At 72.5% G+C, this 25,983-nt stretch carries 23 protein-coding genes; 10 read left to right on the top strand and 13 right to left on the bottom strand.

Annotation, left to right across the window (positions count from 1 at the left end; translation table 11 throughout):
- Window position 1 precedes the first annotated feature (1 nt).
- Window positions 2-1,528, top strand: a complete 1,527-nt coding sequence (locus ACFWB8_RS18900) for a 3-hydroxyacyl-CoA dehydrogenase (protein WP_385227783.1) — start codon at window positions 2-4, stop codon at window positions 1,526-1,528.
- On the top strand, window positions 1,525-2,112 hold the full coding sequence (locus ACFWB8_RS18895; RefSeq protein ID WP_385227780.1) for a TetR/AcrR family transcriptional regulator: 588 nt from the start codon (window positions 1,525-1,527) through the stop codon (window positions 2,110-2,112). Before ACFWB8_RS18900 ends, ACFWB8_RS18895 begins: the two co-directional genes overlap by 4 nt.
- A gap of 12 nt (window positions 2,113-2,124) precedes the next feature.
- Here ACFWB8_RS18895 and ACFWB8_RS18890 read toward each other — a convergent pair whose 3' ends face one another.
- Window positions 2,125-2,685, bottom strand: coding sequence for an Lrp/AsnC family transcriptional regulator (locus tag ACFWB8_RS18890; RefSeq protein ID WP_385227776.1), 561 nt, complete (start codon window positions 2,683-2,685; stop codon window positions 2,125-2,127).
- 177 nt (window positions 2,686-2,862) lie between these two features.
- Here ACFWB8_RS18890 and pdhA (ACFWB8_RS18885) point away from each other — a divergent pair, with 177 nt between their 5' ends.
- The 4 genes from pdhA (ACFWB8_RS18885) to ACFWB8_RS18870 all read left to right on the top strand — a co-directional run bounded on the left by pdhA (ACFWB8_RS18885) (window position 2,863) and on the right by ACFWB8_RS18870 (window position 6,650).
- A complete protein-coding gene (gene pdhA, locus ACFWB8_RS18885) occupies window positions 2,863-3,996 on the top strand; it encodes a pyruvate dehydrogenase (acetyl-transferring) E1 component subunit alpha (RefSeq protein WP_385227847.1) in 1,134 nt (377 codons plus the stop codon).
- Window positions 3,996-4,994 (top strand): alpha-ketoacid dehydrogenase subunit beta, encoded by a 999-nt coding sequence (locus ACFWB8_RS18880; protein WP_385227773.1) that lies wholly within the window; start codon window positions 3,996-3,998, stop codon window positions 4,992-4,994. The genes pdhA (ACFWB8_RS18885) and ACFWB8_RS18880 overlap by 1 nt, the downstream gene beginning before the upstream one ends.
- Window positions 4,994-6,313: a dihydrolipoamide acetyltransferase family protein gene (locus tag ACFWB8_RS18875; protein WP_385227770.1), complete on the top strand. Its 1,320-nt coding sequence runs from the start codon at window positions 4,994-4,996 to the stop codon at window positions 6,311-6,313. The genes ACFWB8_RS18880 and ACFWB8_RS18875 overlap by 1 nt, the downstream gene beginning before the upstream one ends.
- 106 nt (window positions 6,314-6,419) lie before the next feature.
- Window positions 6,420-6,650, top strand: coding sequence for a hypothetical protein (locus tag ACFWB8_RS18870; protein ID WP_385227767.1), 231 nt, complete (start codon window positions 6,420-6,422; stop codon window positions 6,648-6,650).
- 16 nt (window positions 6,651-6,666) lie between these two features.
- Here the strand turns inward: ACFWB8_RS18870 and ACFWB8_RS18865 are convergent, their stop codons facing one another.
- From ACFWB8_RS18865 to ACFWB8_RS18820, 10 genes are all read right to left on the bottom strand, one after another.
- Complete coding sequence (locus ACFWB8_RS18865; protein WP_385227764.1) at window positions 6,667-7,644, bottom strand: NAD(P)H-quinone oxidoreductase; 978 nt, start codon at window positions 7,642-7,644, stop codon at window positions 6,667-6,669.
- A 42-nt stretch (window positions 7,645-7,686) separates the two neighbouring features.
- Window positions 7,687-8,787: a potassium channel family protein gene (locus ACFWB8_RS18860; RefSeq protein ID WP_385227761.1), complete on the bottom strand. Its 1,101-nt coding sequence runs from the start codon at window positions 8,785-8,787 to the stop codon at window positions 7,687-7,689.
- Complete coding sequence (locus ACFWB8_RS18855; RefSeq protein ID WP_385227758.1) at window positions 8,775-10,058, bottom strand: molybdopterin molybdotransferase MoeA; 1,284 nt, start codon at window positions 10,056-10,058, stop codon at window positions 8,775-8,777. Before ACFWB8_RS18855 ends, ACFWB8_RS18860 begins: the two co-directional genes overlap by 13 nt.
- A complete protein-coding gene (locus tag ACFWB8_RS18850; RefSeq protein ID WP_385227754.1) occupies window positions 10,055-10,921 on the bottom strand; it encodes an NTP transferase domain-containing protein in 867 nt (288 codons plus the stop codon). Before ACFWB8_RS18850 ends, ACFWB8_RS18855 begins: the two co-directional genes overlap by 4 nt.
- 446 nt (window positions 10,922-11,367) lie before the next feature.
- Window positions 11,368-11,904, bottom strand: coding sequence for a bacterial proteasome activator family protein (locus ACFWB8_RS18845; protein WP_385227751.1), 537 nt, complete (start codon window positions 11,902-11,904; stop codon window positions 11,368-11,370).
- Between the two features lie 82 nt (window positions 11,905-11,986).
- Complete coding sequence (locus ACFWB8_RS18840; RefSeq protein ID WP_385227748.1) at window positions 11,987-14,839, bottom strand: FtsX-like permease family protein; 2,853 nt, start codon at window positions 14,837-14,839, stop codon at window positions 11,987-11,989.
- Window positions 14,836-15,567 (bottom strand): ABC transporter ATP-binding protein, encoded by a 732-nt coding sequence (locus tag ACFWB8_RS18835; protein WP_385227745.1) that lies wholly within the window; start codon window positions 15,565-15,567, stop codon window positions 14,836-14,838. The genes ACFWB8_RS18840 and ACFWB8_RS18835 overlap by 4 nt, the downstream gene beginning before the upstream one ends.
- 127 nt (window positions 15,568-15,694) lie before the next feature.
- Entirely contained in the window at window positions 15,695-16,399 is a 705-nt protein-coding gene (locus ACFWB8_RS18830) for a PadR family transcriptional regulator (RefSeq protein WP_385227741.1), read from the bottom strand.
- Between the two features lie 96 nt (window positions 16,400-16,495).
- A complete protein-coding gene (locus tag ACFWB8_RS18825; RefSeq protein ID WP_385227738.1) occupies window positions 16,496-17,011 on the bottom strand; it encodes a hypothetical protein in 516 nt (171 codons plus the stop codon).
- A 199-nt stretch (window positions 17,012-17,210) separates the two neighbouring features.
- Entirely contained in the window at window positions 17,211-18,881 is a 1,671-nt protein-coding gene (locus ACFWB8_RS18820; RefSeq protein ID WP_385227735.1) for a protein kinase, read from the bottom strand.
- Window positions 18,882-19,087: 206 nt separating this feature from the next.
- Here ACFWB8_RS18820 and ACFWB8_RS18815 point away from each other — a divergent pair, with 206 nt between their 5' ends.
- Window positions 19,088-20,677, top strand: a complete 1,590-nt coding sequence (locus ACFWB8_RS18815; RefSeq protein ID WP_385227732.1) for a protein kinase — start codon at window positions 19,088-19,090, stop codon at window positions 20,675-20,677.
- A gap of 95 nt (window positions 20,678-20,772) precedes the next feature.
- On the opposite strand, the gene ACFWB8_RS18810 is transcribed toward ACFWB8_RS18815, so the two are convergent.
- Window positions 20,773-21,189 (bottom strand): pyridoxamine 5'-phosphate oxidase family protein, encoded by a 417-nt coding sequence (locus tag ACFWB8_RS18810; protein ID WP_385227729.1) that lies wholly within the window; start codon window positions 21,187-21,189, stop codon window positions 20,773-20,775.
- 114 nt (window positions 21,190-21,303) lie between these two features.
- Window positions 21,304-21,963 carry a response regulator gene (locus ACFWB8_RS18805; RefSeq protein ID WP_385227726.1) on the bottom strand — a complete coding sequence of 220 codons (660 nt, stop codon included), beginning with the start codon at window positions 21,961-21,963 and terminating at the stop codon, window positions 21,304-21,306.
- 325 nt (window positions 21,964-22,288) lie between these two features.
- Between ACFWB8_RS18805 and pdhA (ACFWB8_RS18800) the strand changes: the two genes are divergently transcribed.
- Genes pdhA (ACFWB8_RS18800) through ACFWB8_RS18790 form a run of 3 tightly spaced genes read left to right on the top strand, consistent with a single transcriptional unit; the run spans window position 22,289 to window position 25,939 of the window.
- Entirely contained in the window at window positions 22,289-23,506 is a 1,218-nt protein-coding gene (gene pdhA / locus ACFWB8_RS18800; RefSeq protein WP_385227723.1) for a pyruvate dehydrogenase (acetyl-transferring) E1 component subunit alpha, read from the top strand.
- A gap of 5 nt (window positions 23,507-23,511) precedes the next feature.
- Complete coding sequence (locus tag ACFWB8_RS18795) at window positions 23,512-24,492, top strand: alpha-ketoacid dehydrogenase subunit beta (protein WP_385227720.1); 981 nt, start codon at window positions 23,512-23,514, stop codon at window positions 24,490-24,492.
- Window positions 24,493-24,523: 31 nt separating this feature from the next.
- On the top strand, window positions 24,524-25,939 hold the full coding sequence (locus tag ACFWB8_RS18790; protein ID WP_385227844.1) for a dihydrolipoamide acetyltransferase family protein: 1,416 nt from the start codon (window positions 24,524-24,526) through the stop codon (window positions 25,937-25,939).
- Window positions 25,940-25,983: the final 44 nt, after the last annotated feature.

Below are 25,983 nucleotides of genomic sequence, written 5' to 3'. Positions count from 1 at the left end.
CATGACAGCAATCGAGCGGTCCCGCACTGTGGCGGTCGTCGGCGCCGGAACCATGGGACAGGGCATCGCCCAGGTAGCCCTTCTCGCGGGTCACCGCGTGCTGATCTACGACATCAACGGGGCGCTGGCGGCCGACGGCGTCGGCATGGTCCAGGACCGCGTGGAACGGATGGCCGCCAAGGGCCGGCTGGACCGGGCCGAGGCCGAGGACGCGATCGGCCGAATCGATGCGGCCGCCGAGCTGTCCGGGCTGGCCGGAGCCGCGCTCGTCGTCGAGGCCGTCGTCGAGAACGTCACCGTCAAGCGGGCACTCTACGAAGCACTCGAAGAGGTGGTTTCGCCGGACGCGCTGCTGGCCACCAACACCTCCTCCCTCTCCGTCACCGAGCTCGCCGCCGGTCTCGCGCACCCCGGCCGCTTCCTCGGCCTGCACTTCTTCAACCCGGCCCCGCTGCTCCCGCTCGTCGAGGTGGTCAGCGGTTTCGCGACCGACCCGGCCGCCGCCGACCGCGCGTACGCCACCGTGCTGGGCTGGGGGAAGACGCCGGTCCGCTGCGCCGACACCCCGGGCTTCATCGTCAACCGGATCGCCCGACCCTTCTACGCCGAGGCCTTCGCGGTGTACGAGGAGCAGGGCGCCGACCCGGCCACCATCGACGCCGTGCTCCGCGAGAGCGGCGGCTTCAAGATGGGGCCCTTCGCGCTGACCGACCTGATCGGGCAGGACGTGAACGAGGCCGTCACCCGCTCGGTGTGGGAGTCGTTCTTCCGGAGCCCCAAGTTCACCCCCTCCCTCGCGCAGCGCCGGCTGGTCCAGTCGGGCCGCCTCGGCCGCAAGTCGGGCCACGGCTGGTTCCCCTACGGCCCGGACGCGCAGGTGCCCGGCCCGCACACCGCCGGCCCCGAGGAGGCCCCGGAGAAGGTCACCGTCGTCGGCGACCTGGGTCCGGCGGCCGAGCTGGTCGACCTCTTCGAGGAGGCCGGGATCGCGGTCACCGCCACCGAGCACGGGGGCCCGTACATCCAGCTCCCCGGCGAGGGCCAGCTGGTGCTCGCGGACGGCAAGACCTCGGTCGAGTTCGCGGACGTCGTCTACTTCGACCTCGCGTTCGACTACCGCGGCGCCACCCGGATCGCGCTCTCGGCGAGCGAGGACACCAGTGAGCAGACCCTGGCCGAGGCCATCGGACTGTTCCAGAAGCTCGGCAAGAAGGTCTCCGTCATCGGCGACGTCCCCGGCATGATCGTCGCCCGGACCGTGGCGATGCTGATCGACCTCACCGCCGACGCGATCGCCCGTGGCGTGGCCGCCGCCGAAGACATCGACACCGCGATGCGGCTCGGCGTCAACTACCCCTTCGGCCCCGCCGAATGGCACGACCGGCTCGGCCGGGACTGGGCGTACGACCTGCTGCACCACCTCGACGAACGCTGTCCCGGCGGCCGCTACGCGCCCTCGCTCGCGCTGTTCCGGCTGGGCTACGCGGCCGGCGACGAGGACGCGATCGAAGCGGGGGAGGCACAGTGACGACGGCCAAGCGGGACACGTACACGCCCGAGACGCTCCTGTCCGTGGCCGTCCAGGTCTTCAACGAGCGCGGCTACGACGGCACCTCGATGGAGCACCTCTCCAAGGCCGCCGGAATCTCCAAGTCCTCGATCTACCACCACGTCGCGGGCAAGGAGGAGCTCCTGCGCCGGGCCGTCAGCCGGGCGCTGGACGGGCTCTTCGCGGTCCTGGAGGAGCAGGGCGCCGTACGCGGGCGCGCGGTCGAGCGGGTCGAGTACGTCACCCGCCGCACGGTCGGGGTGCTGGTCGCGGAACTGCCCTACGTGACGCTGCTGCTGCGCGTGCGCGGCAACACCCGCACCGAGCGGTGGGCGCTGGAGCGCCGCCGGGAGTTCGACCACCAGGTCGCGGACCTGCTCAAGGCCGCCGCGGCCGAGGGCGACCTGCGGGCGGACGTCGACATCCGGCTGGCCACCCGGCTGCTCTTCGGCATGGTCAACTCCCTGGTCGAGTGGTACCGACCGCACCCGGGCACGACCCCCGACCAGCTCGCGGACGCGGTGGTCAGCATGGCCCTGGACGGACTGCGCACCCAGCGCTGAGCGTTGCGCCGCCTACTCCTCCGAGATCGTCGGGCCCGGGCCCGAGCCCTGGCCGGAGTCCAGGAGGTCCGTTTCCTCGAAGACCAGCAAGGTGCGGGTGGAGAGGACCTCCGGGATGGACTGGAGGCGGGTCAGGACCAGTTCGCGCAGGGTCCGGTTGTCCGGGGTGTGGACCAGCAGCAGGACGTCGAAGTCCCCGCTGACCAGGGCGATGTGGGCGGCGCCCGGGAGCTCGCGGAGCTGTTCGCGGACCGTCCGCCAGGAGTTCTGGACGATCTTCAGCGTGATGTAGGCGGAGGCACCCTGGCCCGCGCGCTCGTGGTTCACCCGGGCCGTGAAGCCCCGGATCACGCCGTCGTCGATCAGCCGGTTGATGCGGGCGTAGGCGTTCGCGCGGGACACGTGCACCTGCTCGGCGACCGAGCGTATCGACGCCCGGCCGTCCGTTTGGAGCAACCGCATGATGGACCGGTCGACCGGGTCCAGGGGGCGCGCGGGGGGCGCGGGGGTCCCGGGGGCACCTCCCGGTGGTACCGGTGCGGAACCCGCTCCGGCCATTTGTTCATCCGCCATCGCCCACTGCCTCCCTCTCCTGGACGTCCTGCATCCATCCCAGGGCCCCGGCGCCAGTTTGTCCACAGCCTGGAGCCGCCTGTAGCCAAATTGCGCAGACAACCGAACAATCGGTAGGTGAGGGGCCTCACATCCGAGGCCTCCATGCCCGCTTCCCACGAGGAGGTGTACGCCGCCATGACGGTCCAAGAGCTGCCCGGTGCCGGTGCGTCCCACCGTTCCACCCCGCCGCCCGCCTGGAGGCCCCGCACGGATGCCGCCCCGCTGCTCCCGGACCCCGAGCCGTACCGGGTGCTGGGCACCCCGGCCGCCGACCGGCTCGACCCCGAGCTGATGCGCCGGTGCTACGCCGAGCTGGTGCGCGGCCGGCGGTACAACGCGCAGGCCACCGCCCTCACCCGGCAGGGCCGACTGGCCGTATATCCCTCCACCGTCGGCCAGGAAGCCTGCGAGATCGCGGCCGCACTGGTCCTGGAGGAGCAGGACTGGCTCTTCCCCAGCTACCGCGACACCCTCGCGGCCGTGGCCCGCGGCCTGGACCCCGTACAGGCGCTGACCCTGCTGCGCGGCGACTGGCACACCGGCTACGACCCGCGCGAGCACCGGATAGCCCCGCTGTGCACCCCGCTCGCCACCCAGCTGCCGCACGCGGTGGGCCTGGCGCACGCGGCCCGGCTGCGCGGCGACGACGTGGTGGCCCTCGCCATGGTCGGCGACGGCGGCACCAGCGAGGGCGACTTCCACGAGGCCCTGAACTTCGCGGCCGTCTGGCAGGCCCCGGTGGTCTTCCTCGTGCAGAACAACGGCTTCGCGATATCCGTCCCGCTCGCCAAGCAGACCGCCGCCCCCACCCTGGCCCACAAGGCCGTGGGATACGGGATGCCCGGCCGCCTCGTCGACGGCAATGACATCGCCGCCGTCCACGAGGTGCTGTCCGAGGCCGTCCGGCGGGCCCGGGCCGGCGGCGGACCGACCCTGATCGAGGCCGTCACGTACCGGATCGAGGCGCACACGAACGCCGACGACGCGACCCGCTACCGCGGCGATGCCGAGGTCGAGGCGTGGAAGGCGCACGACCCGGTGGAGCTGCTGGAGCGCGAGCTGACCGCGCGCGGGCTGCTCGACGCGGCCGGCATCCAGGAGGCCAAGGACGCGGCCGAGGAGATGGCGGCGGCGCTGCGCGAGCAGATGAACGCGGAGCCGGTCCTCGACCCGATGGACCTGTTCACCCACGTCTACGCGGAGCAGACCGGCCGGCTGCGCGAACAGGCGGACATGCTGCGTGCCGAGCTCGAAGCGGAGACCGAGTGATGACCACGGTTGCGGTGAAGCCGGCGACCATGGCCCAGGCCCTGACCCGGGCCATGCGCGACGCGATGGCCGAGGACCCGACCGTCCACGTGATGGGCGAGGACGTCGGGGCACTGGGCGGGGTCTTCCGCATCACGGACGGGCTCGCGAAGGAGTTCGGCGAGGACCGCTGCACCGACACCCCGCTCGCGGAGGCCGGGATCCTCGGCGCCGCGGTGGGCATGGCCATGTACGGCCTGCGGCCGGTGGTGGAGATGCAGTTCGACGCCTTCGCCTACCCGGCCTTCGAGCAGCTGATCTCCCACGTCGCGAAGATGCGCAACCGCACCCGCGGCGCCATGCCCCTGCCGATCACCATCCGCGTGCCGTACGGCGGCGGGATCGGCGGGGTGGAGCACCACTGCGACTCCTCCGAGGCGTACTACGTGGCCACTCCCGGCCTGCACGTGGTGACCCCGTCGACGGTCGAGGACGCGTACGGGCTGCTGCGCGCCTCGATCGCGAGCGACGACCCGGTGGTCTTCCTGGAGCCGAAGCGGCTGTACTGGTCGAAGGCGCAGTGGTCGCCGGACGCCCCGGCGGCCGTCCCGGGCATCGGCAAGGCGCTGGTCCGGCGCCCCGGCACGAGCGCGACGCTGATCACGTACGGGCCCTCGCTCCCGGTCTGCCTGGAGGCGGCCGAGGCGGCGCGCGAGGAGGGCTGGGACCTGGAGGTCCTGGACCTGCGCTCGCTGGTGCCGTTCGACGAGGAGACGGTCGTCGAGGCCGTACGCCGGACCGGGCGCGCGGTGGTGGTCCACGAGGCCGGCGGCTTCGGCGGACCGGGTGCGGAGATCGCCGCTCGCGTCATGGAGCGGTGCTTCCACCACCTGGAGGCGCCGGTGCTGCGGGTGACGGGCTTCGACATCCCGTACCCGCCGCCCATGCTGGAGAAGCACCATCTGCCCGGCGTCGACCGGATCCTGGACACCGTGGCCCGCCTGCAGTGGGAGAACTGATGCCGCAGGTAATGGAATTCAAGCTCCCCGATCTGGGGGAGGGACTGACCGAGGCGGAGATCGTCCGCTGGCTGGTCGCGGTCGGCGACGTCGTGGCGATCGACCAGCCGGTGGTCGAGGTCGAGACGGCCAAGGCGATGGTCGAGGTGCCGTGCCCGTACGGGGGCGTGGTCACCGCGCGCTTCGGCGAGGAGGGCACGGAGCTGCCGGTCGGGGCCCCGCTGATCACCGTGGCGGTGGGTGCGGGGGCCGGGGCGGCGGAGCCGCCGGAGGCAGAGGCGCAGGGCTCGGGCAACGTCCTGGTCGGCTACGGCACGGAGCACTCGCGTCCAGCGCGTCGGCGACGGGTGCGACCCGTCACCGCCGAGGTCTCGGCGCCCGCTCCTGCGGCTGCGGCTGCGGCTGCGGCTCCGGCTGCGGTGGCGGTGGCCCCCGTGGCCACCGGGCCGGTGGCGGTGATCTCGCCACTGGTGCGGAAGCTGGCCAGGGACAACGGGGTCGACCTGCGCGGACTCAGCGGATCGGGCCCCGAGGGGCTGATCCTGAGGGCGGACGTCGAGGCGGCGCTGCGGGCGCCCGGGCCGGCTCCGGCGCCGTCCCCGGCGGTGGCCGCCCCGGCGGTGGCCGCGCAGGGCGAGCGGATCCCGCTCAAGGGGCTCCGCGGAGCCGTGGCCGAGAAGCTGTCGCGCAGCCGCCGGGAGATCCCGGAGGCCACCTGCTGGGTCGACGCGGACGCCACCGAGCTGATGGCGGCCCGGGCCGCGATGAACGCCGCGGGCGGCCCTAAGATCTCGGTGCTCGCGCTGCTGGCCCGGATCTGCACGGCGGCGCTGGCCCGCTACCCGGAGCTCAACTCCACCGTGGACCTGGAGGCCAAGGAGATCGTCCGGCTCCCGGCGGTGCACCTCGGCTTCGCCGCGCAGACGGAGCGGGGCCTGATGGTCCCGGTCGTGCGCGACGCCCAGACGCGCAACCCGGAGTCCCTCTCGGCGGAGTTCGCCCGGCTGACCGAGCTGGCCCGGGCCGGGAAGCTGACCCCGGCCGATCTGACCGGCGGGACCTTCACCCTGAACAACTACGGGGTCTTCGGGGTCGACGGCTCCACGCCGATCATCAACCACCCCGAGGCGGCCATGCTCGGCGTGGGCCGGATCATCCCCAAGCCGTGGGTCCACCAGGGCGAGCTGGCCGTCCGCCAGGTCGTCCAGCTGTCCCTGACCTTCGACCACCGCGTCTGCGACGGCGGCACGGCGGGCGGCTTCCTGCGGTACGTCGCCGACTGCGTCGAGTCCCCGGCGGTGCTGCTGCGCTCGCTCTGACGCCGAACGGGTGGTCGCGGGGCCGGGGTGCCGAGCCCCGGCCCCGCGGTGCGGTTAGCTGCGGTGCACCGCGACCTGCGCGGAACCGGCGTACGAGGGAGAAGCGATGACCAAGTCGAGCCCGGCGAAGCTGCGCCGCGGCAAGCGGATCGGCACGGTCGAGTCGGTGACGCTGGCGAGCGCGCAGGTCAGGCTCCCCGGCGGCACCGAGCTGACGGCCTACCTCCCGAGCAATACGAGGGACGTCCGCCCGGGCTGGACCGTCTTCGTCCGGACCAGCCGGTCCCTGCGCTTCCCGGGCGTGACGCACCGCATCGCCGGCGTCCTCGACCGCTAGCGGGGCGGCCACAGCACTAGGGCGTCAGCAGCAGCTTGCCCACGTGCGTGCTGGACTCCAGGACCCGGTGGGCCTCCGGGGCCTCCCGCATCGGGTACGACGCGTGGACCACGGGACGGACCCGGCCCGCCGCGACCAGGGGCCAGACGTGCTCCCGTACGGCCGCCACGATGGCCGCCTTCTCCTCCAGCGGCCGGGCCCGCAGCGACGTCGCGGTGATCGCCGCCCGCTTCGCCAGCAGTGCGCCCAGGTTCAGTTCCGCCTTGACCCCGCCCTGGAGCCCGATCACCGCGAGGCGGCCGTTCACGGCCAGCGCGTCCACGTTCCGCGCCAGGTACTTCGCGCCCATGATGTCCAGGATCACGTCCGCCCCGGCCCCGCCGGTCGCGGCCCGCAGCTCCTCTACGAAGTCCTGCTCGCGGTAGTCGATCAGGACGTCCGCGCCCAGTTCCGCGCAGCGGGCCAGCTTCTCCTTGCCGCCCGCCGTCACCGCCACCCGCGCGCCGACCGCCTTCGCGAGCTGGATCGCCATGGTGCCGATGCCGCTGGAGCCGCCGTGCACCAGCAGGGTCTCGCCGGGGCGCAGTCCCGCCACCATGAACACGTTCGACCACACCGTGGCCACGACCTCGGGCAGCGCCGCGGCCGTCACGAGGTCCAGGCCCGCCGGAACGGGCAGCAGTTGCCCCGCCGGGACCGCCACGCGCTCCGCGTACCCGCCGCCGGCCAGCAGGGCGCACACCTCGTCGCCCACCGACCAGCCCGAGACCCCGGGCCCGATGGCGGAGATCCGTCCGGAACACTCCAGGCCGGGGTAGCGCGAGGCGCCGGGCGGCGGTGCGTAGAACCCCTGCCGCTGGAGGACGTCGGCGCGGTTCACGGCGCTCGCCGCGACTTCGACGAGGACCTCGCCGTCGCCGGCCACCGGATCGGGAACGTCCGCCCACACCAGGGCCTCGGGGCCGCCGGGCTGCTCGATGGTGATCGCATGCATGGCCCGGAGGCTACGCGACCCCGCCCGCCACGCCCAGTAGGACTACTCCGCCGGGCCCAGCACCACCGGCGGCGAAGTCGGCGGCACCGCGCGGACGATGGTGATGAGACGGTCCGTCAACTGGAGCGGGCTCGCGTGCGGGTCGTCGTACGGGAGCAGCCGGTGTCCGCGCAGGACGCTGACCACCAGGTCGTTCGTGTCCCGCACGCTCTTGCCGGCCTCCGACCTGTTGACGGGCCGTTCGATGAGGTCGAGTCCGCTGCCCTGCTGGATCAGGTCCTCCATCACCGTGCCCGCGCTCGGGCTCAGCACCGAGAGACCGAGCAGTCGGCCGGCCGCGCTCGCGCTCGTGATGACCGCGTCCGCGCCCGACTGGCGCAGCAGCGGCGCGTTCTCCTCTTCTCGCACGGCGGCCACGATCTTCGCGCCGCGGTTGAGCTGGCGTGCCGTCAGGGTGACCAGGACCGCCGTGTCGTCCCGCTGGGTGGCGATGACGATCTGACGGGCCTTCTGGAGTTCGGCCCGCAGCAGCACGTCGGAGCGGGTGGCATCGCCGACCACGCCCGTGAAGCCCTCCGCGTTGGCGATGTCGATCACCTTGACGCTGGGGTCCACGATGACGACCTGCTCCTTCTGGAGGCCGGTGGCCAGCAGCGTCTGCAGGGCCGAGCGGCCCTTGGTGCCGAAGCCGACGACGACCGTGTGGTCACGCAAGTTCTTCCTCCAGCGGTTCAGCCGCCACTCTTCCCTGGTGCGCTCCGTGAGGACTTCCAGGGTGGTGCCGACCAGGATGATCAGGAACAGCACGCGCAGCGGCGTGATCAGCAGGACGTTCACCAGCCGCGCGCTGTCGCTGTACGGGACGATGTCGCCGTAGCCGGTCGTCGACAGCGTCACGGTGGCGTAGTAGATGCAGTCGAGCAGGTCCACCTTTTCGTTGGCGTTGTCGTGGTAGCCATCGCGGTCGATCCACACGAGCAGGACCGTCAGGAACATCACGAACAGCGCCATCAGCAGGCGGCGGGTGACCTGGCGCAGCGGCCTTTCGACGATGCGCTTGGGCAGTTTGATGCGCCGGGAGACGAGCTTCTCGTCGGCGCCGCGGGCCATGGCGTCCTGGCCGTGAAGTTTCACGTGAAACATCCCCCCGAGGCCCACGGCAGGTCCAGGATCTCCAGCTCCTGACCGGACCGTGCGCCGTGCGGCGGTACGACGGCCAGCGCGTCGGCCGCGGCCACTCCGCGCAGCATCGCCGGGCCGTTGTAGCGCAGCGGTACGGCGTGCTCGTCGGTCAGCAGTACCGGCACGAGCCGGGTGTCGTGCGGGTGGCCCGGTACGTCGCCCTCCACGGGCAGCGCGTACCGGGGGCGGCGGCGGCGTCCGGCGAGGGCGCGGACCAGCGGTTCGGCGAGGGTCAGCAGACCGGAGACGGCGGCGAGCGGGTTGCCGGGCAGGCCCACCACGTACCGGCCGTCGGCGGGGGCGCCGAGCCGGGCGAGCAGCATCGGGTGGCCGGGGCGCACGGCGACCCCGTCGACGAGGAGCTCGGCGCCGGCCTGCCGCAGGACGGGGTGGACGTGGTCGACGGGGCCGGAGGCGGTGCCGCCGGTGGTGATGACCAGATCCGCGGTGGAGCCGGTGACGGCCTTCAGCAGGGCCTCGGCGCCGTCCGGGTCGTCGCCGAGCCGCCGGGTGGCGACGACCTCGGCGCCGAGCCGGGTGAGCCAGGGGCCGAGCATGGGGCCCAGGGCGTCGCGGATCAGGCCGTCGTGCGGACGGCCCTCGGTGAGCAGTTCGTCGCCGAGCACCAGGATCTCCACGCGCGGGCGGGGCCGGGTGGTCAGCTCGTCGTACCCGGCGGCCGCGGCGAGCCCGAGCACGGCGGGGGTGACCAGCGATCCGGCGGGGAGCAGCAGGTCGCCGGAGCGGCACTCCTGGCCCCGCGGGCGGATGTCCTGGCCGGTGGCGACCGGCCGCTCGGGGTGGAGCTGGGTGCCGGCTTCGCGGGAGTGCTCGCTGCGGATCACGGCGGTGGTGTCGGCGGGGATCCGGGCGCCGGTGGCGATCCGTACCGCCTCTCCGTCCGCGAGGGGCTCGGGCCGGTCGGCGCCGGCCAGTACCCCGCCGCCCGCGCGGACGGTCCAGGGACCGGGTCCGGCGACGGCCCAGCCGTCCATGGCGGAGGTGTCGAAGGACGGCAGGTCGGTGAGGGCGTCCAGGGGGGCGGCCAGGACCTCGCCGAGGGCGTCCGCGAGGGACGCCTGGCGGGTGCGGCCGCGGACGCTCTCGCCGGCGCGGGCGGCGGCTTCCCGGGCCCGGGACCAGGCGGCGGGGCGGTGGCCTCCGCCGCCGGGATTGCGGCTGACCAGGGCGAGGGCCTGGTCGAGGGCGTGATCGGCCTCGGTGGGGCTCATCCGGAGCGGTTCCCGTCACCGGGGGCGGCCTCGGCCTCCGCGGCCCAGCGCAGGGCCAGGTCGGCGGCCTTGCGCGAGGCTTCGGCGACGGCCTGGGCGGGGTCGGCGCCGCGGGCTTCGGCTTGGGCCGCCGCGTAGCCGACCAGGAACGTGGTCAGCGGGGCGGCGGGCCGGGCGACGCCGTGGGCGGCGTCGCGGGCGAGGTCGAGCAGGGTCTTCGTGTCGACGGGGAGGTCGAGGCCCAGCTCGTTCTTGACGGCGGTGATCCATTGGTCCAGCACGGTTCCATGCTCCCTGATCCGGGCGCGGGCGGCGGCGAGATCGTCCCAGGTGTCGCAGTCGAAGGAGGCGAGTGGCGCAGCGGCGGTGACGGTGGCGAGGTCGAGTTCGGCGGTGAGGGCGCGCAGGGGCAGCCCGGTGAGGTTGCCGTGCTCGGTGGCGAGGAGGGCGAGCTCGCGGCGCAGGGGCTCGGCGCGGTAGGCGGCGACGAGGGGCTGGTCGCGGCCGGCGGGGTCGCGGAGCATGGCGCCTTCGGGGCCGGGCGAGTCGAGGAGCGCGCGTACGGTTTCGGCGTCGAGGAAGGGCAGGTCCGCGGAGAGCACGAGGACCTGCGCGGCCGTGGTCCGGCGCAGGCCGGCGTCCAGCGCGGCGAGGGGGCCGCCGCCGGGGGGCTCCTCGCGGGTCCAGTGGACCGGGCGGGCGGTGGGTCTGCGGCCGCCGACCACGACGGTGGTGCGGGCGTCGGCGCAGGCGTCCAGGACGCGGTCCAGGAGGGTGCGGCCGCCGACCTCCAGTGCGGGTTTGTCGGCGCCGTCGAGACGGCGGGCGGCGCCGCCCGCCAGGACGACTGCGTCGTAGCTCATGCCCCGAGTATGCGTGGCGCGTGTCCCCTGCGGGGAGCGCCGCTTACCCGGGACTTACACCCCGCCCGGCCCGCGGGCGCGGCCCACCGATCTGGGGCTCCGCCCCCCGGCGCCTCATCGTCGGCGGGGCTGGATCTGCCCGATGCCGCCGTGTCGGCGCGGCCTGAGGACCGGGGGCTCCGCCCGGACCCGGCGCCTCGAACGCGGCGGGGCTGGACTTTGGCTGATGCCCTCGCGTGGGCGCGGCTCACTGACCTGGTGCTCCGCCCCAGACCCCGCGCCTCGATCGCGGCGGGGCTGGACTTCGGCTGATGCCGCCTTGTGGAGCCGGGCAAGAATCGGCCCCGCCGACGTGTGGGGCGCGGGGCCCGGGGGTCCGGGAACGGAGCGGCGGGCCCGGGCCACGGGTGTGGCTCGGGCCCGCCGTTGTTCGGGGGCCGCCGGGGCTAGAGGTAGGGGCCCGAGCGGATCGCGCCGTGCGGGCCTTCCTCGTCGTCGTGGGACCCGCCCGGCGGCAGCGCGCGCCGCATCTGTTCCAGTTGGGCCCGCGCCGCCATCTGCTGCGCGAACAGGGCCGTCTGGATGCCGTGGAAGAGACCCTCCAGCCAGCCCACCAACTGTGCCTGCGCGATCCGCAGTTCCGCCTCGGACGGAATCGCCTCCTCCGTGAAGGGCAGGGAGAGACGCTCCAGTTCCTCGACCAGCTCCGGAGCCAGACCGTCCTCAAGCTCCTTCACCGAAGCGGCGTGGATGTCCTTGAGACGGACCCGGCTTGCCTCGTCCAGAGGCGCGGCGCGGACCTCTTCCAGGAGTTGCTTGATCATGCTGCCGATCCGCATGACCTTGGCGGGCTGTTCGACCATCTCCGTCACCGGGACCTCGCGCGACTCGTCATCGGCGCCGCCGACCGCCATCCCGTCCTGTCCCACGATCAGGACGTTCGGGGGGCTGTCCTGCGACCGTTCACTCCTCGGCATCTCCATGCCGTCATTGTCTCGCACACCTTCGTACTCACACGGTGTGCCCCCGTACGGGCGTGATCCACCCTGTACGGGGGCACCGACATCAGCCCGCCGCCCGCCGGGCCAGCGCGCCGCTCGACCGGGTGACCAGGGCCGCGAGCAGGGCCGCGCCCAGCGGCACCAGGATCACCAGGGCGCCGAGGGTCTCCCACGGCACGGCGATCGGCACGTACACCTTCTCCCCGGGGCTGGTCCACCCCATCGCGGTGCCCCGCTCGATGAACCGTTCCATCTCCCGGGCCTGGGTGAGCCGCAGCCCGACCGCCGGCAGGATGCCCGCCGCCGAGCCCAGGACCACGCCCATCAGGGCGACCACCCCGCACTGGAAACCGCTCAGCGTGCGCCGCACCCGCGGGGCGGCGCCGACGGCGGCCAGGGTCTTCAGGTCGGCCTCGGCGTCCGCCTGGGCGAGCCCGGTGGCGATGCCGGCCGCACCGATGGTGACCAGGCCCGCGAAGAGGGCCAGGGCGAGCATCTCGATGCTGTTGTCCCCCGGGTACCCCTGCTCGATCTTGATCCGGGCGTCCACGCCCATCGTGTCGAGGGCGCCGTCCAGTTTCTGGCGCTGCTTGCTGCTCGGCGCGCCGTCGAGCGCGAAGTACGAGCCGAACGGGGCCGTCGTCAGCCCGGCGGCCTTGGCCGTCGCGGCCGGAAGGATGAGCTTGACGCCCCAGCCCTTGACGCCGTCCGGCGCCTGGTAGACGGGCAGGACCTTGTCCTCACCCGGCCCCTCCTCGCGCTTGCTGCGAGCGTTGTCAGCCGCTTCCGGGTCGGTGATGAGCCGGATGGTGACCTTGCCGTCCTTCACGTTCTGCTTGTCGAGGGAGACGGGCTTGCCCGACTTCAGGGCGGCGACGGCGCCGGGGTCGGTCACGGCCAGCGCGGTCAGCAGCTTCTCGTCGGCGACGACCGCGTTGTTCTCCGCGAAGTTCCGGTTCCGGGCCTGCCCGCAGCGCCAGTCCTTGCGCAGCTCCTTGGCCCGCTCGGGGGCGAAGTCGGCCGGGCCGTGCTCGGATTCGTAGAGCGGGCAGCGCTGGTCCTTGGGCACGATGACCTCGGCCCGCCCGCAGCCCGCTTCGTGCGAGTACGCGTCACAGCCCGGCTTGCCGACCACCAGGCGCTCCACGTCGGCCCGTAGGGACAGCGAGAACTCCTTGGACAGGGCCTCGCGCACGGCCGGGACGTCCTTGTAGGAGCTGTTGTCGGAGACCGAGACCAGCCCGGAGTGGTGCGGCAGGTCGGCGACGTACTCGTGCCGGGCCTGGACGTCCTGGCTGTGCTGGTACGTCGCCACGGCGACGGTGCCGGCCACGGCGGCCAGGACGGCGGCCACGGCGGGAGCCGTACGCCCCCGGTTGCGCACGGCGTCGCGCAGCGCGAGCCGGGGCGACAGCGGCAGCCAGCGTCCGAGCCGCCCGAAGAGGCCGACCAGCACTGGGGTGAGGGCGACGATGCCGAGCTCGGCGATGGCGCTGCCGCCCGCGACGACCAGGGAGCCCATCTCGGACACCGTGCCGTACAGGGCGATGGCCGCTCCGCCGGCGACGGCGATCAGGCCGAGGACGGGCAGCACCCGGTTGGCCCGGCGGACGCCGCGGCGGCCGGTGAGCGAGGCCAGGACGGTCTGCCGCGAGGCGGTGATCGCGGGGACGATGGCGGCCAGCAGGCCGGTCACCACGGCGAGCAGGGCGATGGCGGCCAGTTCCAGCGGCCGGAGCTCGAACCCGCCCCAGCGCAGCCCGAGGTACTCCTCGAGCAGCGGCCGGAGCCCCAGGGTGAGGGCGATGCCGATCGCGGTGCCGACGACGGCGGCAGCGGCGCCGATGACCAGGCCGCCGGAGAGCACGATGGCCCGGATGTGCCGCCGGTCGCCGCCGTTGGCGCCGACGAGGCCGAGCTGGCGGCGCGAGCGCCGGGCGCCGACCGCGAAGGCGGGGCCGGCGAGCAGGCAGATCTCCAGCATGGCGAGACCGACGACGGTGGCCAGGACGGCCATTTCGACGGCGTGGGTCGAGCCGGAGGCCTCGAACTGCTCCTTGGGCTCCTGCGCGTACAGCGGCACTTCGGAGTCGGCCGGCTTGTCGAGGGTGACGGCGCGCGAGATGGCGAGCACACCCTTGCCGTTGACGTCCTTGACCATGTTCCACGTGAAACCACCGGCACCGGAGACCTTCACGAGGTACACGTCGTCGGCCCGCACCCCGGACACCCCGGCGGCCTGCAGGGCCTTGTCGAGCGGGGTCAGCAGCGTCCCCGGCTGCGCGATGAGCTGCACTTCCTGGAGCGCGCTGGGCAGTTCGTACGAGCCCACGATCTTGTACTCGAGGTTCGTGCCGCGCGCGTTGACGCTGGAGCCGACGAAGTAGCCGGACTCCTTCAGGAACGCGGTGGTGGCGATGACCTCGCCGGCCGCCTCGGGCAGCCGGCCCCGGTCGAGCGTGAACCGGCCCTTCACCAGGGGGCTGTGCGTGTCGATCTCGCGCAGGTTGGTGTCGAGGAGCCCGTGGGTGGTGCGCAGCTTGGCGTGCCCGGTGCTGTCCTTGACGACGTCGGCGCCGGCCGGGAGCGACTGCTGCAGCAGCTGCGGGTTCTCCTCCTTGGGCGGCTCGTACGAGTCGTAGCCGCCGACCGGCGCGTACCGGTTGCCGTCGGGGCTCTGGTAGATCGGCACGTTCATGCGGGAGAGGCTGAGCTCGGCGTCGGCGGCGCCGATGCGGCGCTGGAGCTCCTGCTCGACGGAGAGTTCGGCACTGCGCATGGTCAGGTCGGCGGCGCTCACACCGACGATCGGCAGGGCGATCATCGCGAGGACGAGGACGCTGCGGCCCTTGGAGCGCCAGGCGTCGCGGCGGGCGATCCGGATGGCCGCGACCCAGGAGTGGTACCAGGAGATCACTGTGCGGCCGCCTGCCCGAACAGCAGGGAGTCGGCGCCGGCGCGCAGGGTCTCGTCGACCACGCTGCCGTCGCGCAGGAAGACGACGCGGTCGGCCCAGGCGGCGAACCGCGGCTCGTGCGTGACCAGGATCCCCGCGGCGCCGGCGTCGCAGCGCGAGCGCAGCAGGGCGAGCACGGACTCGCCGGTCTCGGAGTCGAGGGCGCCGGTGGGCTCGTCGGCGAGGACCAGGCGGCGGTCGCCGACGAGGGCGCGGGCGATGGCCACGCGCTGCTGCTGGCCGCCGGACATCTCGTCGGGGAAGCGGTCGGCGAGCTGGCCGAGCCCCATCTCCTCCAGGGCGGCGAGCGCGGAGACGCGGGCCTTGCGGGCGGATATCCCGTCGAGTTCGCGGGGCAGGGCCACGTTCTCTGCGGCGGTGAGCGCCGGGATCAGGTTGTAGTCCTGGAAGACGTAGCCGATGCTGCGCCGGCGCAGGGCGGCCAGCTCCTTGCGGCCGGCGGCGGTGATGTCGGTGCCTTCGACGATGACCCGGCCGCTGCTGGGGGTGTCGAGCCCGCCGGCGAGGGTGAGCAGCGTGGACTTGCCGGAGCCGGAGGGGCCCATGACGGCGACGAGTTCGCCGGGGAAGACGGAGAGGTTGATGCCGCGCAGGGCGTGGACCTCGGTGGCTCCACTGCCGTGTGTGCGGACGAGTTGGTCCAACTGGAGTACGGGCTGGTCAGGCATGAAGGGTGTCCCCCTGGAGGTGCGGTCGTTCAGCCCCGCCAGCGCGTGCGGGCGGGACGGAGCCGGTCGGTTGTGGTGTTCGTGGTGGCCTCGGCGGCAGGTGGCCGGGTGCGGGGTGGCCGGAGTCTCAGCGGCCGGTGGCCTCGGGGCGGGTCGTGGCGGCGGTCGGGGCCTTGGCGGCAGCCGTGCGGGCGGCCCCGGGCGGCTCGGGTTCGGCTTCGGACGCCGGGTCGGACGCAGGGTCGGACGCAGGGTCGGGCGCCGAGGTCGCCACCGGCCGCGCGGCGGCCACGGAGAGCCGTACGAGGCGGGCCTCGGAGTGGTCGAGCCAGCGGGCCTCGGCCTCGGTCTGGAAGATGAGCTGCTCCAGGACCAGTAGCCAGGCCACGTCGTCGCGTTCGCGGGTCCGCCCGCTCTCGATCGCGGCGAGCGCCTGGGCCTTGAGCCGGGTGTAGTCCTGCATCGCCTTGACGGTGGCGTGCCGCTGGGCCTGGATGACGGCGCGGATGTCCACGCCGGGTGCCCCGACGGCCATCGCGAGCTTGATGGCGAGTTCGTCGCGGGGCGGGTTGGCGCGGTCGACGGGGCGCTCGTACCACTGGTGCAGTTCGGCACGTCCGGGGTCGGTGATGGCGTAGAGCGTGTGGCCGGCGCTGTCCTCGCCGCCGGGCGCGACGAGGCCGTCACGCTCCAGCCGGGCGAGCGTGGTGTACACCTGCCCGACGTTCAGCGGCCAGGTGGAGCCGGTGCGGGATTCGAACTCGGTACGCAGCTGGGAGCCGTACCGAGGGCCCCGTTCCAGGAGGGCGAGAAGGCCGTGGCGAATGGACATACTCAGTATGTATACCGAGTATGCCGGTAGGTGCAACCTCCCTCCGGCGTACATCCCAAGGGGGACGGACGGCTTCGCGTCCGTCTGGAGGAGAGGTCAGGGCCCCTTGCGCAACCGCATCCCCATGAAGCCGAGACCCAGTCCCATCAGGGCGAATCCGGTGCCGAGGGGCAGTATGTGCGCGGCCAGGTCGGCGGCCCGATCGTTCGGCTCGGCGGCGAGCGCGGTGCCCGTGTCCGGCGGACTCGGCGCAGCGGACGGCGTCGGCGTGACCGGCCGGGCGGGCGGCGGCCGCAGCGGGACGGGCCGGGCCGCGATCACCGTTTCGGGGTTGGCGGGCGCGGTCGCGGGCCGGCCGGGCCGCTCCCGGCCGACTCCGGCGGCGCTGCCGGCGAGTTCCTCGTAGGCCTCTTGCGGTACGTCGCCGGCCGTCGCGCTGGCCGTCGCGCTCGCCGTCACGGGAGCGGGAGTGGGAGTGGGACCCCCGGGGGACGCGAAGGCGGGCGCTGCGGGCAGGAGGGGCAGGGCGGGCACGACAGGCGAGAGCGCGGCGGCGGCGACCAGTGCGGCGCAGGCGAGCCGCCGTAGCGGCGGGTGGAAGCCTTGGGTCACAGTGAGCCCCTCCCGTCCCTGGGGGTCCCCCCGGACGCGGTCCGGGGGAGTCTGGGGATACCGAGACGACGTGCTCAGATTTACACAGCGGGGCAAAAGCGGCATCCCGAGCGCCCCATCAGGGTCGCCCGGGATGCGGGTGCGTCGTGAGGTCGTGGCGCCGAGCCGTGAGGCGAAGCGGTGCCGCGAAGCCGTCCGACTACTGGGGATCGCCGGTCGAGACGATCAGCGTGAACTCGGTGCTCTCCTTGGCGACGTTCGTGCCCGCCTCGGGCAGCTGCTCCAGGACCGTGTCCTGCCCGTACACGGCCTCGTCGCGCTCGGTGATCTTGTACTTCCAGCCCGCGGCCTGGATGCACTCCTTCACCGAGCGGATGTTCTTGTACCGGAAGTCCGGAGCGATGACCTTGGTGGCGTCGTTGAACGCCTTGCTCGGCTCCTTGCACTTGTTCACGTCGATCGTGCGCGCGGGATCCGGCCCCTTGTGACCGGCCTGGGTCGAGCCGCTCGGGGCGCTGGAGGAGCCCTTGGAGGAGCCGGGGTCGGCGGTGTTCCCCTTGTCCTTGTCCCCGCCCAGGTCGAGCGCCGCGATCAGACCGCCGATGGCCAGCAGGGCCACCACGATCGCGCCCACGATCACCGGGGTGTTCTTCTTCGCCCCCGCGCCGCCCGTGCCGACGGACGTCCGCGGCCTCTGGGCGGAGACCGCGTACGGCGGCGGAGTCTGCGGCGCGTACTGCTGCTGGGGCGCCGGGGTGTGCTGCTGCGGCGGGTACGCGTACCCGCCCTGCCCGTGCTGCACCGGCGGGGGCGTCGGCGCGTACGGGGACGGCGCCGGGGTGTGCGGCGCCGGGGCCTGGTACGGCTGCTGGAGCGACTGCGGCGGCGGCGCCTGGAAGCCGGAGTCCACCGGCGGGAAGACGGCCGAGCCCACGCCCGCCCCGCTGCCGCCCGCGTGGGCGCCGGGGACGATCACCGGGGCACCGGTCTGACCGGCGTTCAGCACCCGCGCGACCTCGTCCCGCATGGCGGCCGCGGTGGGGAAGCGCTCGTTCGGGTTCTTCTTCAGGGCCCGCGCCACCAGCGCGTCCATCGCCGGGGTCACCGCGCGGTTGACGGAGGACGGGGCGACCGGCTCCTCCTGTACGTGTGCGTACGCTATGGCCAGCGGCGAGTCGGCGTCGAAGGGGATCCGCCCGGTCAGCAGCTGGAACAGCATGATGCCGACCGAGTACAGGTCGGACCGCGCGTCGACCCCGCGCCCGAGCGCCTGCTCGGGGGAGAGGTACTGCGGGGTGCCGACGACCATGCCGGTCTGCGTCATCGAGGTGACCCCCGACTGCATGGCCCGCGCGATGCCGAAGTCCATCACCTTGACCACGCCGCGCTTGGTGATCATGACGTTGCCCGGCTTGATGTCGCGGTGGACCAGACCCATCTCGTGGCTGGTCTCCAGCGCGGCCAGCACGTCGGCTGTCACCTTCAGCGCCTTGTCGGCCGGCATCGCCCCGTACTGCGTGATGTCCGACTGGAGCACGGAGCCGAGCGGCTGCCCCTCGACGTACTCCATGACGATGTACGGCATGAGCGAGCCGTCGAAATCGTCCTCACCCGTGTCGAACACCGAGACGATGTTGGTGTGCGACAGTTTCGCAACAGCCTGGGCCTCACGGCGGAACCGCTCGCGGAAGGACTGCTCGCGGCCCAGCTCGGTGTGCAGGGTCTTGATCGCCACCTGGCGGTCGAGCGCCGTGTCGTAGGCGAGGTACACCGCGGCCATGCCGCCCTCGCCCAGCAAATCCCGTAGCTGGTAACGGCCACGGGCCAGGGAACCGCCTGCGTACCGGCCCTGAGTGCCGTCCTGGCTCATGACTGTTGCTTCCCCTCGCCACGCTTGTGTCGCGCCCAGTCTGCCGGAGGGCAAGCACACGTCAAGCCAGGTGCCCGTTCCGTGACCACAAGGCCACCCGGGCCCTTGTCCGAACGGTGGACGGTTCCGAGGCTGTAGCGTTCATCGGAGCACCCGATGAGGACCTACCGCTGAGCGGCGGCCGAGAGAGACGACGGCGAGGACTGATGGCACCCGAACCCGAGGGAAACGGCGCCGGGATGGCCGACGGTCCTGAGCACTGGGGCGCAGGTGGCCTGGTGGGAGACGGCCGTTACCGGCTGACCCACCGCCTGGGCCGCGGTGGTATGGCCGAGGTGTTCGCCGCCGAGGACGTACGGCTGGGCCGGACCGTCGCCGTCAAGCTGCTGCGCGCGGACCTCGCCGAGGACCCGGTGTCCAAGGCCCGGTTCACGCGCGAGGCGCAGTCGGTCGCCGGGCTCAACCACCATGCCGTCGTCGCCGTGTACGACTCCGGCGAGGACAAGGTCGGCCCCAGAACCGTTCCGTACATCGTCATGGAGCTGGTCGAGGGCCGCACCATCCGCGACCTGCTGATCAGCGCCGAGGCCCCGGGCCCCGAGCAGGCGCTCATCATCACCTCGGGCGTCCTCGAAGCGCTCGCGTACTCGCACCAGCACGGCATCGTGCACCGCGACATCAAGCCCGCCAACGTCATCATCACGGACACCGGCGCGGTGAAGGTGATGGACTTCGGCATCGCCCGCGCCCTGCACGGCGTGCAGTCGACGATGACCCAGACCGGCATGGTCATGGGCACCCCGCAGTACCTGTCGCCCGAGCAGGCCCTCGGCAAGGCCGTGGACCACCGCTCCGACCTGTACGCGACCGGCTGTCTGCTCTACGAACTGCTCGCGCTGCGGCCCCCGTTCACCGGTGAGACGCCGCTGTCGGTGGTCTACCAGCACGTCCAGGACGCGCCGATCCCGCCCTCGCACCTGCCGGAGGGCCACTCCATCCCGCAGGAGCTCGACGGGCTCGTCATGCGCTCCCTCGCCAAGGACCCGGACGACCGGTTCCAGAGCGCCGAGGAGATGCGCGGGCTGGTCCAGTACGCCCTGCAGATGCTGCACGACCAGGGGCCGAACACCGGTACCTGGAACACCGGTCCGGTCACCATGGCCCTGCCGCACGGGCGCGGTCCCGCGCAGACCACCGCGATGCCGATCGGCTCCACGGGCGGTCAGCACCAACACCCCTCGAACGCCTCGACCTCGCAGTTCAAGCAGCCGATGGTGCCGCCGCTGAACCCGGACGACGGCTCGGCCTTCTCCGGCGCCGGCGGGCACGGCGGCCAGGGGGGCCAGGGCGGCGGCGGTTACGACGGCTACGACGGTTATGACGACCACTCCGGCGGCGGCAGCCGCTGGAAGCTGTGGCTGTTCGCGGTGCTCGCCGTGATCGCGGTCGCCGCGGGCGTGGCCTACGCCGTCAACAGCGTCGGCTCCAAGAAAAAGCACGAGACCCCGCCGGCCAACGTCAGCTCCTCCAGCGGCCAGCCGAGCTCCCCGGGCACGCAGAACAGCCCGGAGACCTCGCCGTCGCGGCACACCCCGGAGACCTCGCGCTCGTACGACGACTACTCGCCGACGCCGGGCCGCAGCCGCTACACGCCGAGCTATACGCCGTCCGCGCAGTCCTCGCCGCCCCCGACGAAGTCCTCGCCGCCGCCGACCAAGTCGAGCCAGCCGCCGGTGACGAAGTCCCCGTCGCCCGGTGGCGGGGGGAGCCCGGCCGCTCAGGACGACTCCGACTAGGCGCGCACACGAAAGAACGGCCCGGCGGGGTGAATTCCGCCGGGCCGTTCTCGTACGTACGGTTCGTATGACTCGTACGACACGACTCTTACGCGTCAGAGTGCGTGCTGATACTGCCGGTCGGGATTCCCCACGAGGGTGTGCACGGTGACGAACTGGGGCTCGATTCGCATGTAGACGGGGTCGAAGACCGCGCCGTCCGCGAAATGCGGGCCCGGACCGAAAAGCTCCAGCTCAGCGGTGGTGGGCTCGATGATCTCGGCCGTTCCGGTGAACTGGACCGACCACAGCCGGGGTTCCGGGGAATTGAAGTTGTCGGCGCCGTAGGCGACCACACTTCCGTTGCAGGCCTGGTGATAGCCGAAACCGGCGTGCATTCTCAGGACGACCTTGCCGTTCACCACGATGTGGCGGGCGAGGGCGAGGAAGGGCAGCGCGCGCATGCTGGTGGCGACTCGGCCGTACGGCACGCGGCGCAGCAGTTCGATGGCGTGGAGTTCCTCTGGGGACATGCGGTCCACTGTGCGGTAGCGACCCGACGGCCCAAAAGAGGAGCCCGCCCCGATCGATCGGGGACGTTGGTCCCGAATTGAACATCTTGCCCCGTGCCGGCGATGACGGACGGGTCAGCGCTTCTCCGCCTGGAGGCGGGCCACGTAGGCCGCGGCCTGGGAGCGGCGCTCCATGCCCAGCTTGGAGAGCAGGCTGGAGACGTAGTTCTTGATCGTCTTCTCGGCCAGGTGGAGCCGCTCACCGATCACGCGGTTCGTCAGGCCCTCGCCGATCAGGTCGAGGATCTTCCGCTCCTGGTCGGTGAGGTTGGAGAGGCGGTCGTCGCCCTTGCCTTTCTTGCCGTCGCGCAGCCGCTCCAGCACCCGGGCGGTGGCGACGGGGTCGAGCAGCGACTTGCCGGCCGCGACGTCCCGTACCGCGTTGAGCAGCTCATTGCCGCGGATCGCCTTGAGCACGTACCCCGAGGCGCCGGCCATGATCGCGTCGAACAGTGCCTCGTCGTCGGCGAAGGACGTCAGCATGAGGCACTTGATGTCCTCGTTGTGCGAGCGGACCTCGCGGCAGACCTCGACGCCGCTGCCGTCCGGCAGGCGCACATCGAGAATGGCCACGTCGGGGCGGGTGGCGGGGATTCGCACCAGCGCGTCGGCGGCTGTACCGGCCTCGCCGACGATCTCGATGTCCTCCTCGACCGACAGCAGCTCATAGACGCCCCGGCGTACCACTTCGTGGTCGTCCAGGAGGAATACCTTGATTTTTCCGTTTTCGCGCACGGTGTCAGTTTCACACACTCACCCCTTCCCTGCCGCTGTTACCCGGGATAACGTGCCGTTGTTCCGGCCCCCTGCAAGGCTGTGACCAGTGGTTGTTCCCGCTTCTGCGGATTTACTTGGAAATCCAAGCAAAATCGCAGGTCAAACGGGGTTTCGCAGTTATGCGGCGCACTGGGTAACGTGCATTGCGCAGGGCACTCGCCGGGGCACCTGTCACGCCTGAATCCCGTACGCGACGCGCACCCACCCCGTGCGCGGGTACGGATACAGGTGAGCCGCACTGGACCCCGGAGAACCCGGGTGCCGGACCGACGGAGGAGCACACGTGACCGTGGAGAGCACTGCCGCGCGCAAGCCGCGACGCAGCAGCGGCACCAAGCGGGCGGCAGGCGCGGCGAGCGCCCGCAAGACCCCTGCTGCCACCGCGCAGATGCATGACGCCGAGCCTCAGCTCGTACAGCTGCTGACGCCCGAGGGGGAAAGGATCGGGGTCGACACCCACCCCGACGACGCAGACGTCGCCGAGTTCGCCCCCTTCGTCGCCGACATCACCACCGAGGACCTGCGCGGCCTTTACCGCGACATGGTCCTGACCCGCCGTTTCGACGGGGAGGCGACCGCCCTGCAGCGCCAGGGCGAGCTGGGCCTGTGGGCCTCGCTGCTCGGGCAGGAGGCGGCTCAGATCGGCTCCGGCCGGGCCCTGCGGGACGACGACTACGTCTTCCCGACCTACCGCGAGCACGGCGTGGCCTGGTGCCGCGGGGTCGACCCGACCAATCTGCTCGGCATGTTCCGCGGTGTGAACCACGGCGGCTGGGACCCCACCACCAACAACTTCCACCTGTACACGATCGTCATCGGCTCGCAGACGCTGCACGCGACCGGTTACGCGATGGGCGTGGCCAAGGACGGCGCCGACTCGGCCGTCATCGCCTACTTCGGCGACGGCGCGTCCAGCCAGGGCGACGTCGCGGAGGCCTTCACCTTCTCGGCCGTCTACAACTCCCCCGTGGTGTTCTTCTGCCAGAACAACCAGTGGGCGATCTCCGAGCCCACCGAGCGCCAGATGCGCGTGCCGCTCTACCAGCGCGCGCAGGGCTTCGGCTTCCCGGGCATCCGGGTCGACGGCAACGACGTACTGGCCTGCCTCGCGGTCACCCGCTGGGCGCTGGAGCGCGCCCGCCGGGGCGAGGGCCCGACGCTGGTCGAGGCCTTCACGTACCGCATGGGCGCGCACACCACCTCCGACGACCCGACGAAGTACCGGCGGGACGAGGAGCGCGCGGCCTGGGAGGACCGGGACCCGATCCTGCGCCTGAAGGCCCACCTGCTGGCCACCGGAGGCGCCGACGACGCGTTCTTCGAGGAGCTCGAGGCCGAGAGCGAGAAGCTGGGCAAGCACGTGCGCGAGGTCGTACGGGCCATGCCCGACCCGGACACGATGGCGATCTTCGAGAACGTCTACGCGGACGGTCACGCGCTGGTCGACGAGGAGCGCGCGCAGTTCGCGGCCTACCTCGCGTCGTTCGAGGGTGGGGAGTGAGCGGCATGGCTATCGAAAAGATGTCCATTGCGAAGGCGCTGAACGAGTCGCTGCGCAAGGCGCTGGAGCAGGACCCGAAGGTCCTCATCATGGGTGAGGACGTCGGCAAGCTGGGCGGTGTCTTCCGCATCACCGACGGCCTGCAGAAGGACTTCGGCGAGGAGCGGGTCATCGACACCCCGCTCGCCGAGTCGGGCATCGTCGGCACCGCGATCGGCCTGGCCCTGCGCGGCTACCGGCCGGTCGTCGAGATCCAGTTCGACGGTTTCGTCTTCCCCGCGTACGACCAGATCGTCACGCAGCTCGCGAAGATGCACGCGCGGGCGCTGGGCAAGATCAAGCTCCCGGTCGTCGTACGCATCCCGTACGCGGGCGGCATCGGCGCGGTGGAGCACCACTCGGAGTCGCCCGAGGCGCTCTTCGCGCACGTGCCGGGCCTGAAGGTGGTCTCGCCGAGCAACGCCTCGGACGCGTACTGGATGCTCCAGCAGGCGATCCTCAGCGACGACCCGGTGATCTTCTTCGAGCCGAAGCGCCGCTACTGGGACAAGGGCGAGGTCGACGTCGAGGCGATCCCCGACGCGCTGCACGCGTCCCGGGTGGCCCGCGCGGGCTCCGACATCACCCTGGCGGCCTACGGGCCGATGGTGAAGGTCTGCCTGGAGGCGGCGGCCGCCGCGGCCGAGGAGGGCAAGTCGGTGGAGGTCGTGGACCTGCGCTCGATGTCCCCGATCGACTTCGACGGACTTCAGGCGTCGGTGGAGAAGACCCGCCGGCTCGTCGTCGTCCACGAGGCCCCGGTGTTCCTGGGTGTGGGTTCGGAGATCGCCGCTCGCATCACGGAGCGGTGCTTCTACCACCTGGAGGCCCCGGTCCTGCGGGTGGGCGGCTTCCACGCCCCGTACCCGCCGGCCCGTCTGGAGGACGAGTACCTGCCGGGCCTGGACAGGGTGCTCGACGCCGTCGACCGCTCGCTGGCGTACTGAGGAGAGCCCTGTGACGATCCGCGAATTCAAGATGCCCGATGTGGGCGAGGGCCTCACCGAGGCCGAGATCCTCAAGTGGTACGTCCAGCCGGGTGACACCGTCACCGACGGGCAGGTCGTGTGCGAGGTCGAGACGGCGAAGGCGGCCGTCGAGCTGCCGATCCCCTTCGACGGCACCGTCCACGCGCTCCTCTTCGAGGAGGGCACCACGGTCGACGTCGGCCAGGTGATCATCTCCGTCCGGACCGGCCCCGCCGGCGAGGCGGAGGCCCCGGTCCAGGAGGCGGCTCCGGTCCAGGAGGCGGCCCCGGCCGTCGCGGCTCCGGCCGTCGCGGCCGCCGCCGAGGAGGCCGCCCCCGAGGGGCGCCAGCCCGTCCTGGTCGGCTACGGCGTCTCCACCGCTTCCACGAAGCGCCGCCCGCGCAAGGCCGCTCCGGCGGCCACCGCCGCGCAGAACGGCACGGCCGCCCCGGTGGCGCCCGCGCTGCCCGCCGTCCCCGCGCAGCCGAACGGGACCGAGCGCCCCCTGGCGAAGCCGCCGGTCCGCAAGCTCGCCAAGGACCTCGGCATCGACCTGGCCGCCGTGGTCCCGACCGGCGACGGCGGGGTGGTGACCCGCGAGGACGTGCACGCGGCGGCAGCCGCCGCGATCACCCCGCAGGCCGCGGCGCCCGCTCCGGCGACCGTGGCGGCCGCGGCCGCGGCCGTGCCCGCTTCCGTCCAGGCCCCGGCGGCCGAGACGGCGGCGCGGGAGACCCGTATCCCGGTCAAGGGGGTCCGCAAGGTCACCGCGCAGGCCATGGTCGGCTCGGCCTTCACCGCGCCGCACGTCACCGAGTTCATCACCTTCGACGTGACGCGCACGATGAAGCTGGTCCAGGAGCTCAAGGACGACCCGGACCTCGCCGGTCTGCGGATCAACCCGCTGCTCCTGATCGCCAAGGCCGTCCTCGTGGCCATCCGCCGCAACCCGGACGTCAACGCGTCCTGGGACGAGGCGGCCCAGGAGATCGTGCTCAAGCACTACGTCAACCTGGGCATCGCGGCGGCCACCCCGCGCGGGCTGATCGTCCCGAACATCAAGGACGCCCACGCCAAGACGCTCGGCGAGCTGTCGACGGCCCTGTCGGACCTGGTCGCCACGGCCCGCGAGGGCAAGACCTCCCCGGCCGACATGCAGCAGGGCACCATCACCATCACCAACGTCGGCGTCTTCGGCGTCGACACCGGTACGCCCATCCTGAACCCCGGCGAGTCCGCGATCCTCGCGGTCGGCGCGATCAAGCTCCAGCCGTGGGTCCACAAGGGCAAGGTCAAGCCGCGCCAGGTCACCACCCTGGCGCTGTCCTTCGACCACCGCCTGATCGACGGCGAGCTCGGCTCCCGCTTCCTCGCCGACATCGCGGCGGTCCTGGAGCACCCCCGCCGACTGATCACCTGGGCGTGACGGGCAACCACGCACCATCCGACGGCCGGTCCCCGCAATCCGGG

Source organism: Streptomyces sp. NPDC060031, from assembly GCF_042736805.1.
GTDB lineage: Bacteria > Actinomycetota > Actinomycetes > Streptomycetales > Streptomycetaceae > Streptomyces.
The sequence above is the reverse complement of the archived record's forward strand: the minus strand, read 5'-3'. Positions and strand labels throughout refer to the sequence as shown.

Excerpts from the sequence above, each read along its gene's own strand:
- ACFWB8_RS18865 (WP_385227764.1), bottom strand. The coding sequence starts at position 7,644 with ATGCATGCGATCACCATCGAGCAGCCCGGCGGCCCCGAGGCCCTGGTG.
- ACFWB8_RS18845 (WP_385227751.1), bottom strand. The coding sequence starts at position 11,904 with ATGGAGATGCCGAGGAGTGAACGGTCGCAGGACAGCCCCCCGAACGTC.
- ACFWB8_RS18835 (WP_385227745.1), bottom strand. The coding sequence starts at position 15,567 with ATGCCTGACCAGCCCGTACTCCAGTTGGACCAACTCGTCCGCACACAC.
- ACFWB8_RS18870 (WP_385227767.1), top strand. The coding sequence starts at position 6,420 with ATGACCAAGTCGAGCCCGGCGAAGCTGCGCCGCGGCAAGCGGATCGGC.
- ACFWB8_RS18810 (WP_385227729.1), bottom strand. The coding sequence starts at position 21,189 with ATGTCCCCAGAGGAACTCCACGCCATCGAACTGCTGCGCCGCGTGCCG.
- ACFWB8_RS18820 (WP_385227735.1), bottom strand. The coding sequence starts at position 18,881 with ATGAGCCAGGACGGCACTCAGGGCCGGTACGCAGGCGGTTCCCTGGCC.
- ACFWB8_RS18815 (WP_385227732.1), top strand. The coding sequence starts at position 19,088 with ATGGCACCCGAACCCGAGGGAAACGGCGCCGGGATGGCCGACGGTCCT.
- ACFWB8_RS18880 (WP_385227773.1), top strand. The coding sequence starts at position 3,996 with ATGACCACGGTTGCGGTGAAGCCGGCGACCATGGCCCAGGCCCTGACC.
- ACFWB8_RS18875 (WP_385227770.1), top strand. The coding sequence starts at position 4,994 with ATGCCGCAGGTAATGGAATTCAAGCTCCCCGATCTGGGGGAGGGACTG.
- pdhA (WP_385227847.1), top strand. The coding sequence starts at position 2,863 with ATGACGGTCCAAGAGCTGCCCGGTGCCGGTGCGTCCCACCGTTCCACC.
- ACFWB8_RS18850 (WP_385227754.1), bottom strand. The coding sequence starts at position 10,921 with ATGAGCTACGACGCAGTCGTCCTGGCGGGCGGCGCCGCCCGCCGTCTC.
- ACFWB8_RS18890 (WP_385227776.1), bottom strand. The coding sequence starts at position 2,685 with ATGGCGGATGAACAAATGGCCGGAGCGGGTTCCGCACCGGTACCACCG.
- ACFWB8_RS18790 (WP_385227844.1), top strand. The coding sequence starts at position 24,524 with ATGCCCGATGTGGGCGAGGGCCTCACCGAGGCCGAGATCCTCAAGTGG.
- ACFWB8_RS18860 (WP_385227761.1), bottom strand. The coding sequence starts at position 8,787 with ATGTTTCACGTGAAACTTCACGGCCAGGACGCCATGGCCCGCGGCGCC.
- ACFWB8_RS18830 (WP_385227741.1), bottom strand. The coding sequence starts at position 16,399 with ATGTCCATTCGCCACGGCCTTCTCGCCCTCCTGGAACGGGGCCCTCGG.
- ACFWB8_RS18795 (WP_385227720.1), top strand. The coding sequence starts at position 23,512 with ATGGCTATCGAAAAGATGTCCATTGCGAAGGCGCTGAACGAGTCGCTG.
- ACFWB8_RS18900 (WP_385227783.1), top strand. The coding sequence starts at position 2 with ATGACAGCAATCGAGCGGTCCCGCACTGTGGCGGTCGTCGGCGCCGGA.
- ACFWB8_RS18855 (WP_385227758.1), bottom strand. The coding sequence starts at position 10,058 with ATGAGCCCCACCGAGGCCGATCACGCCCTCGACCAGGCCCTCGCCCTG.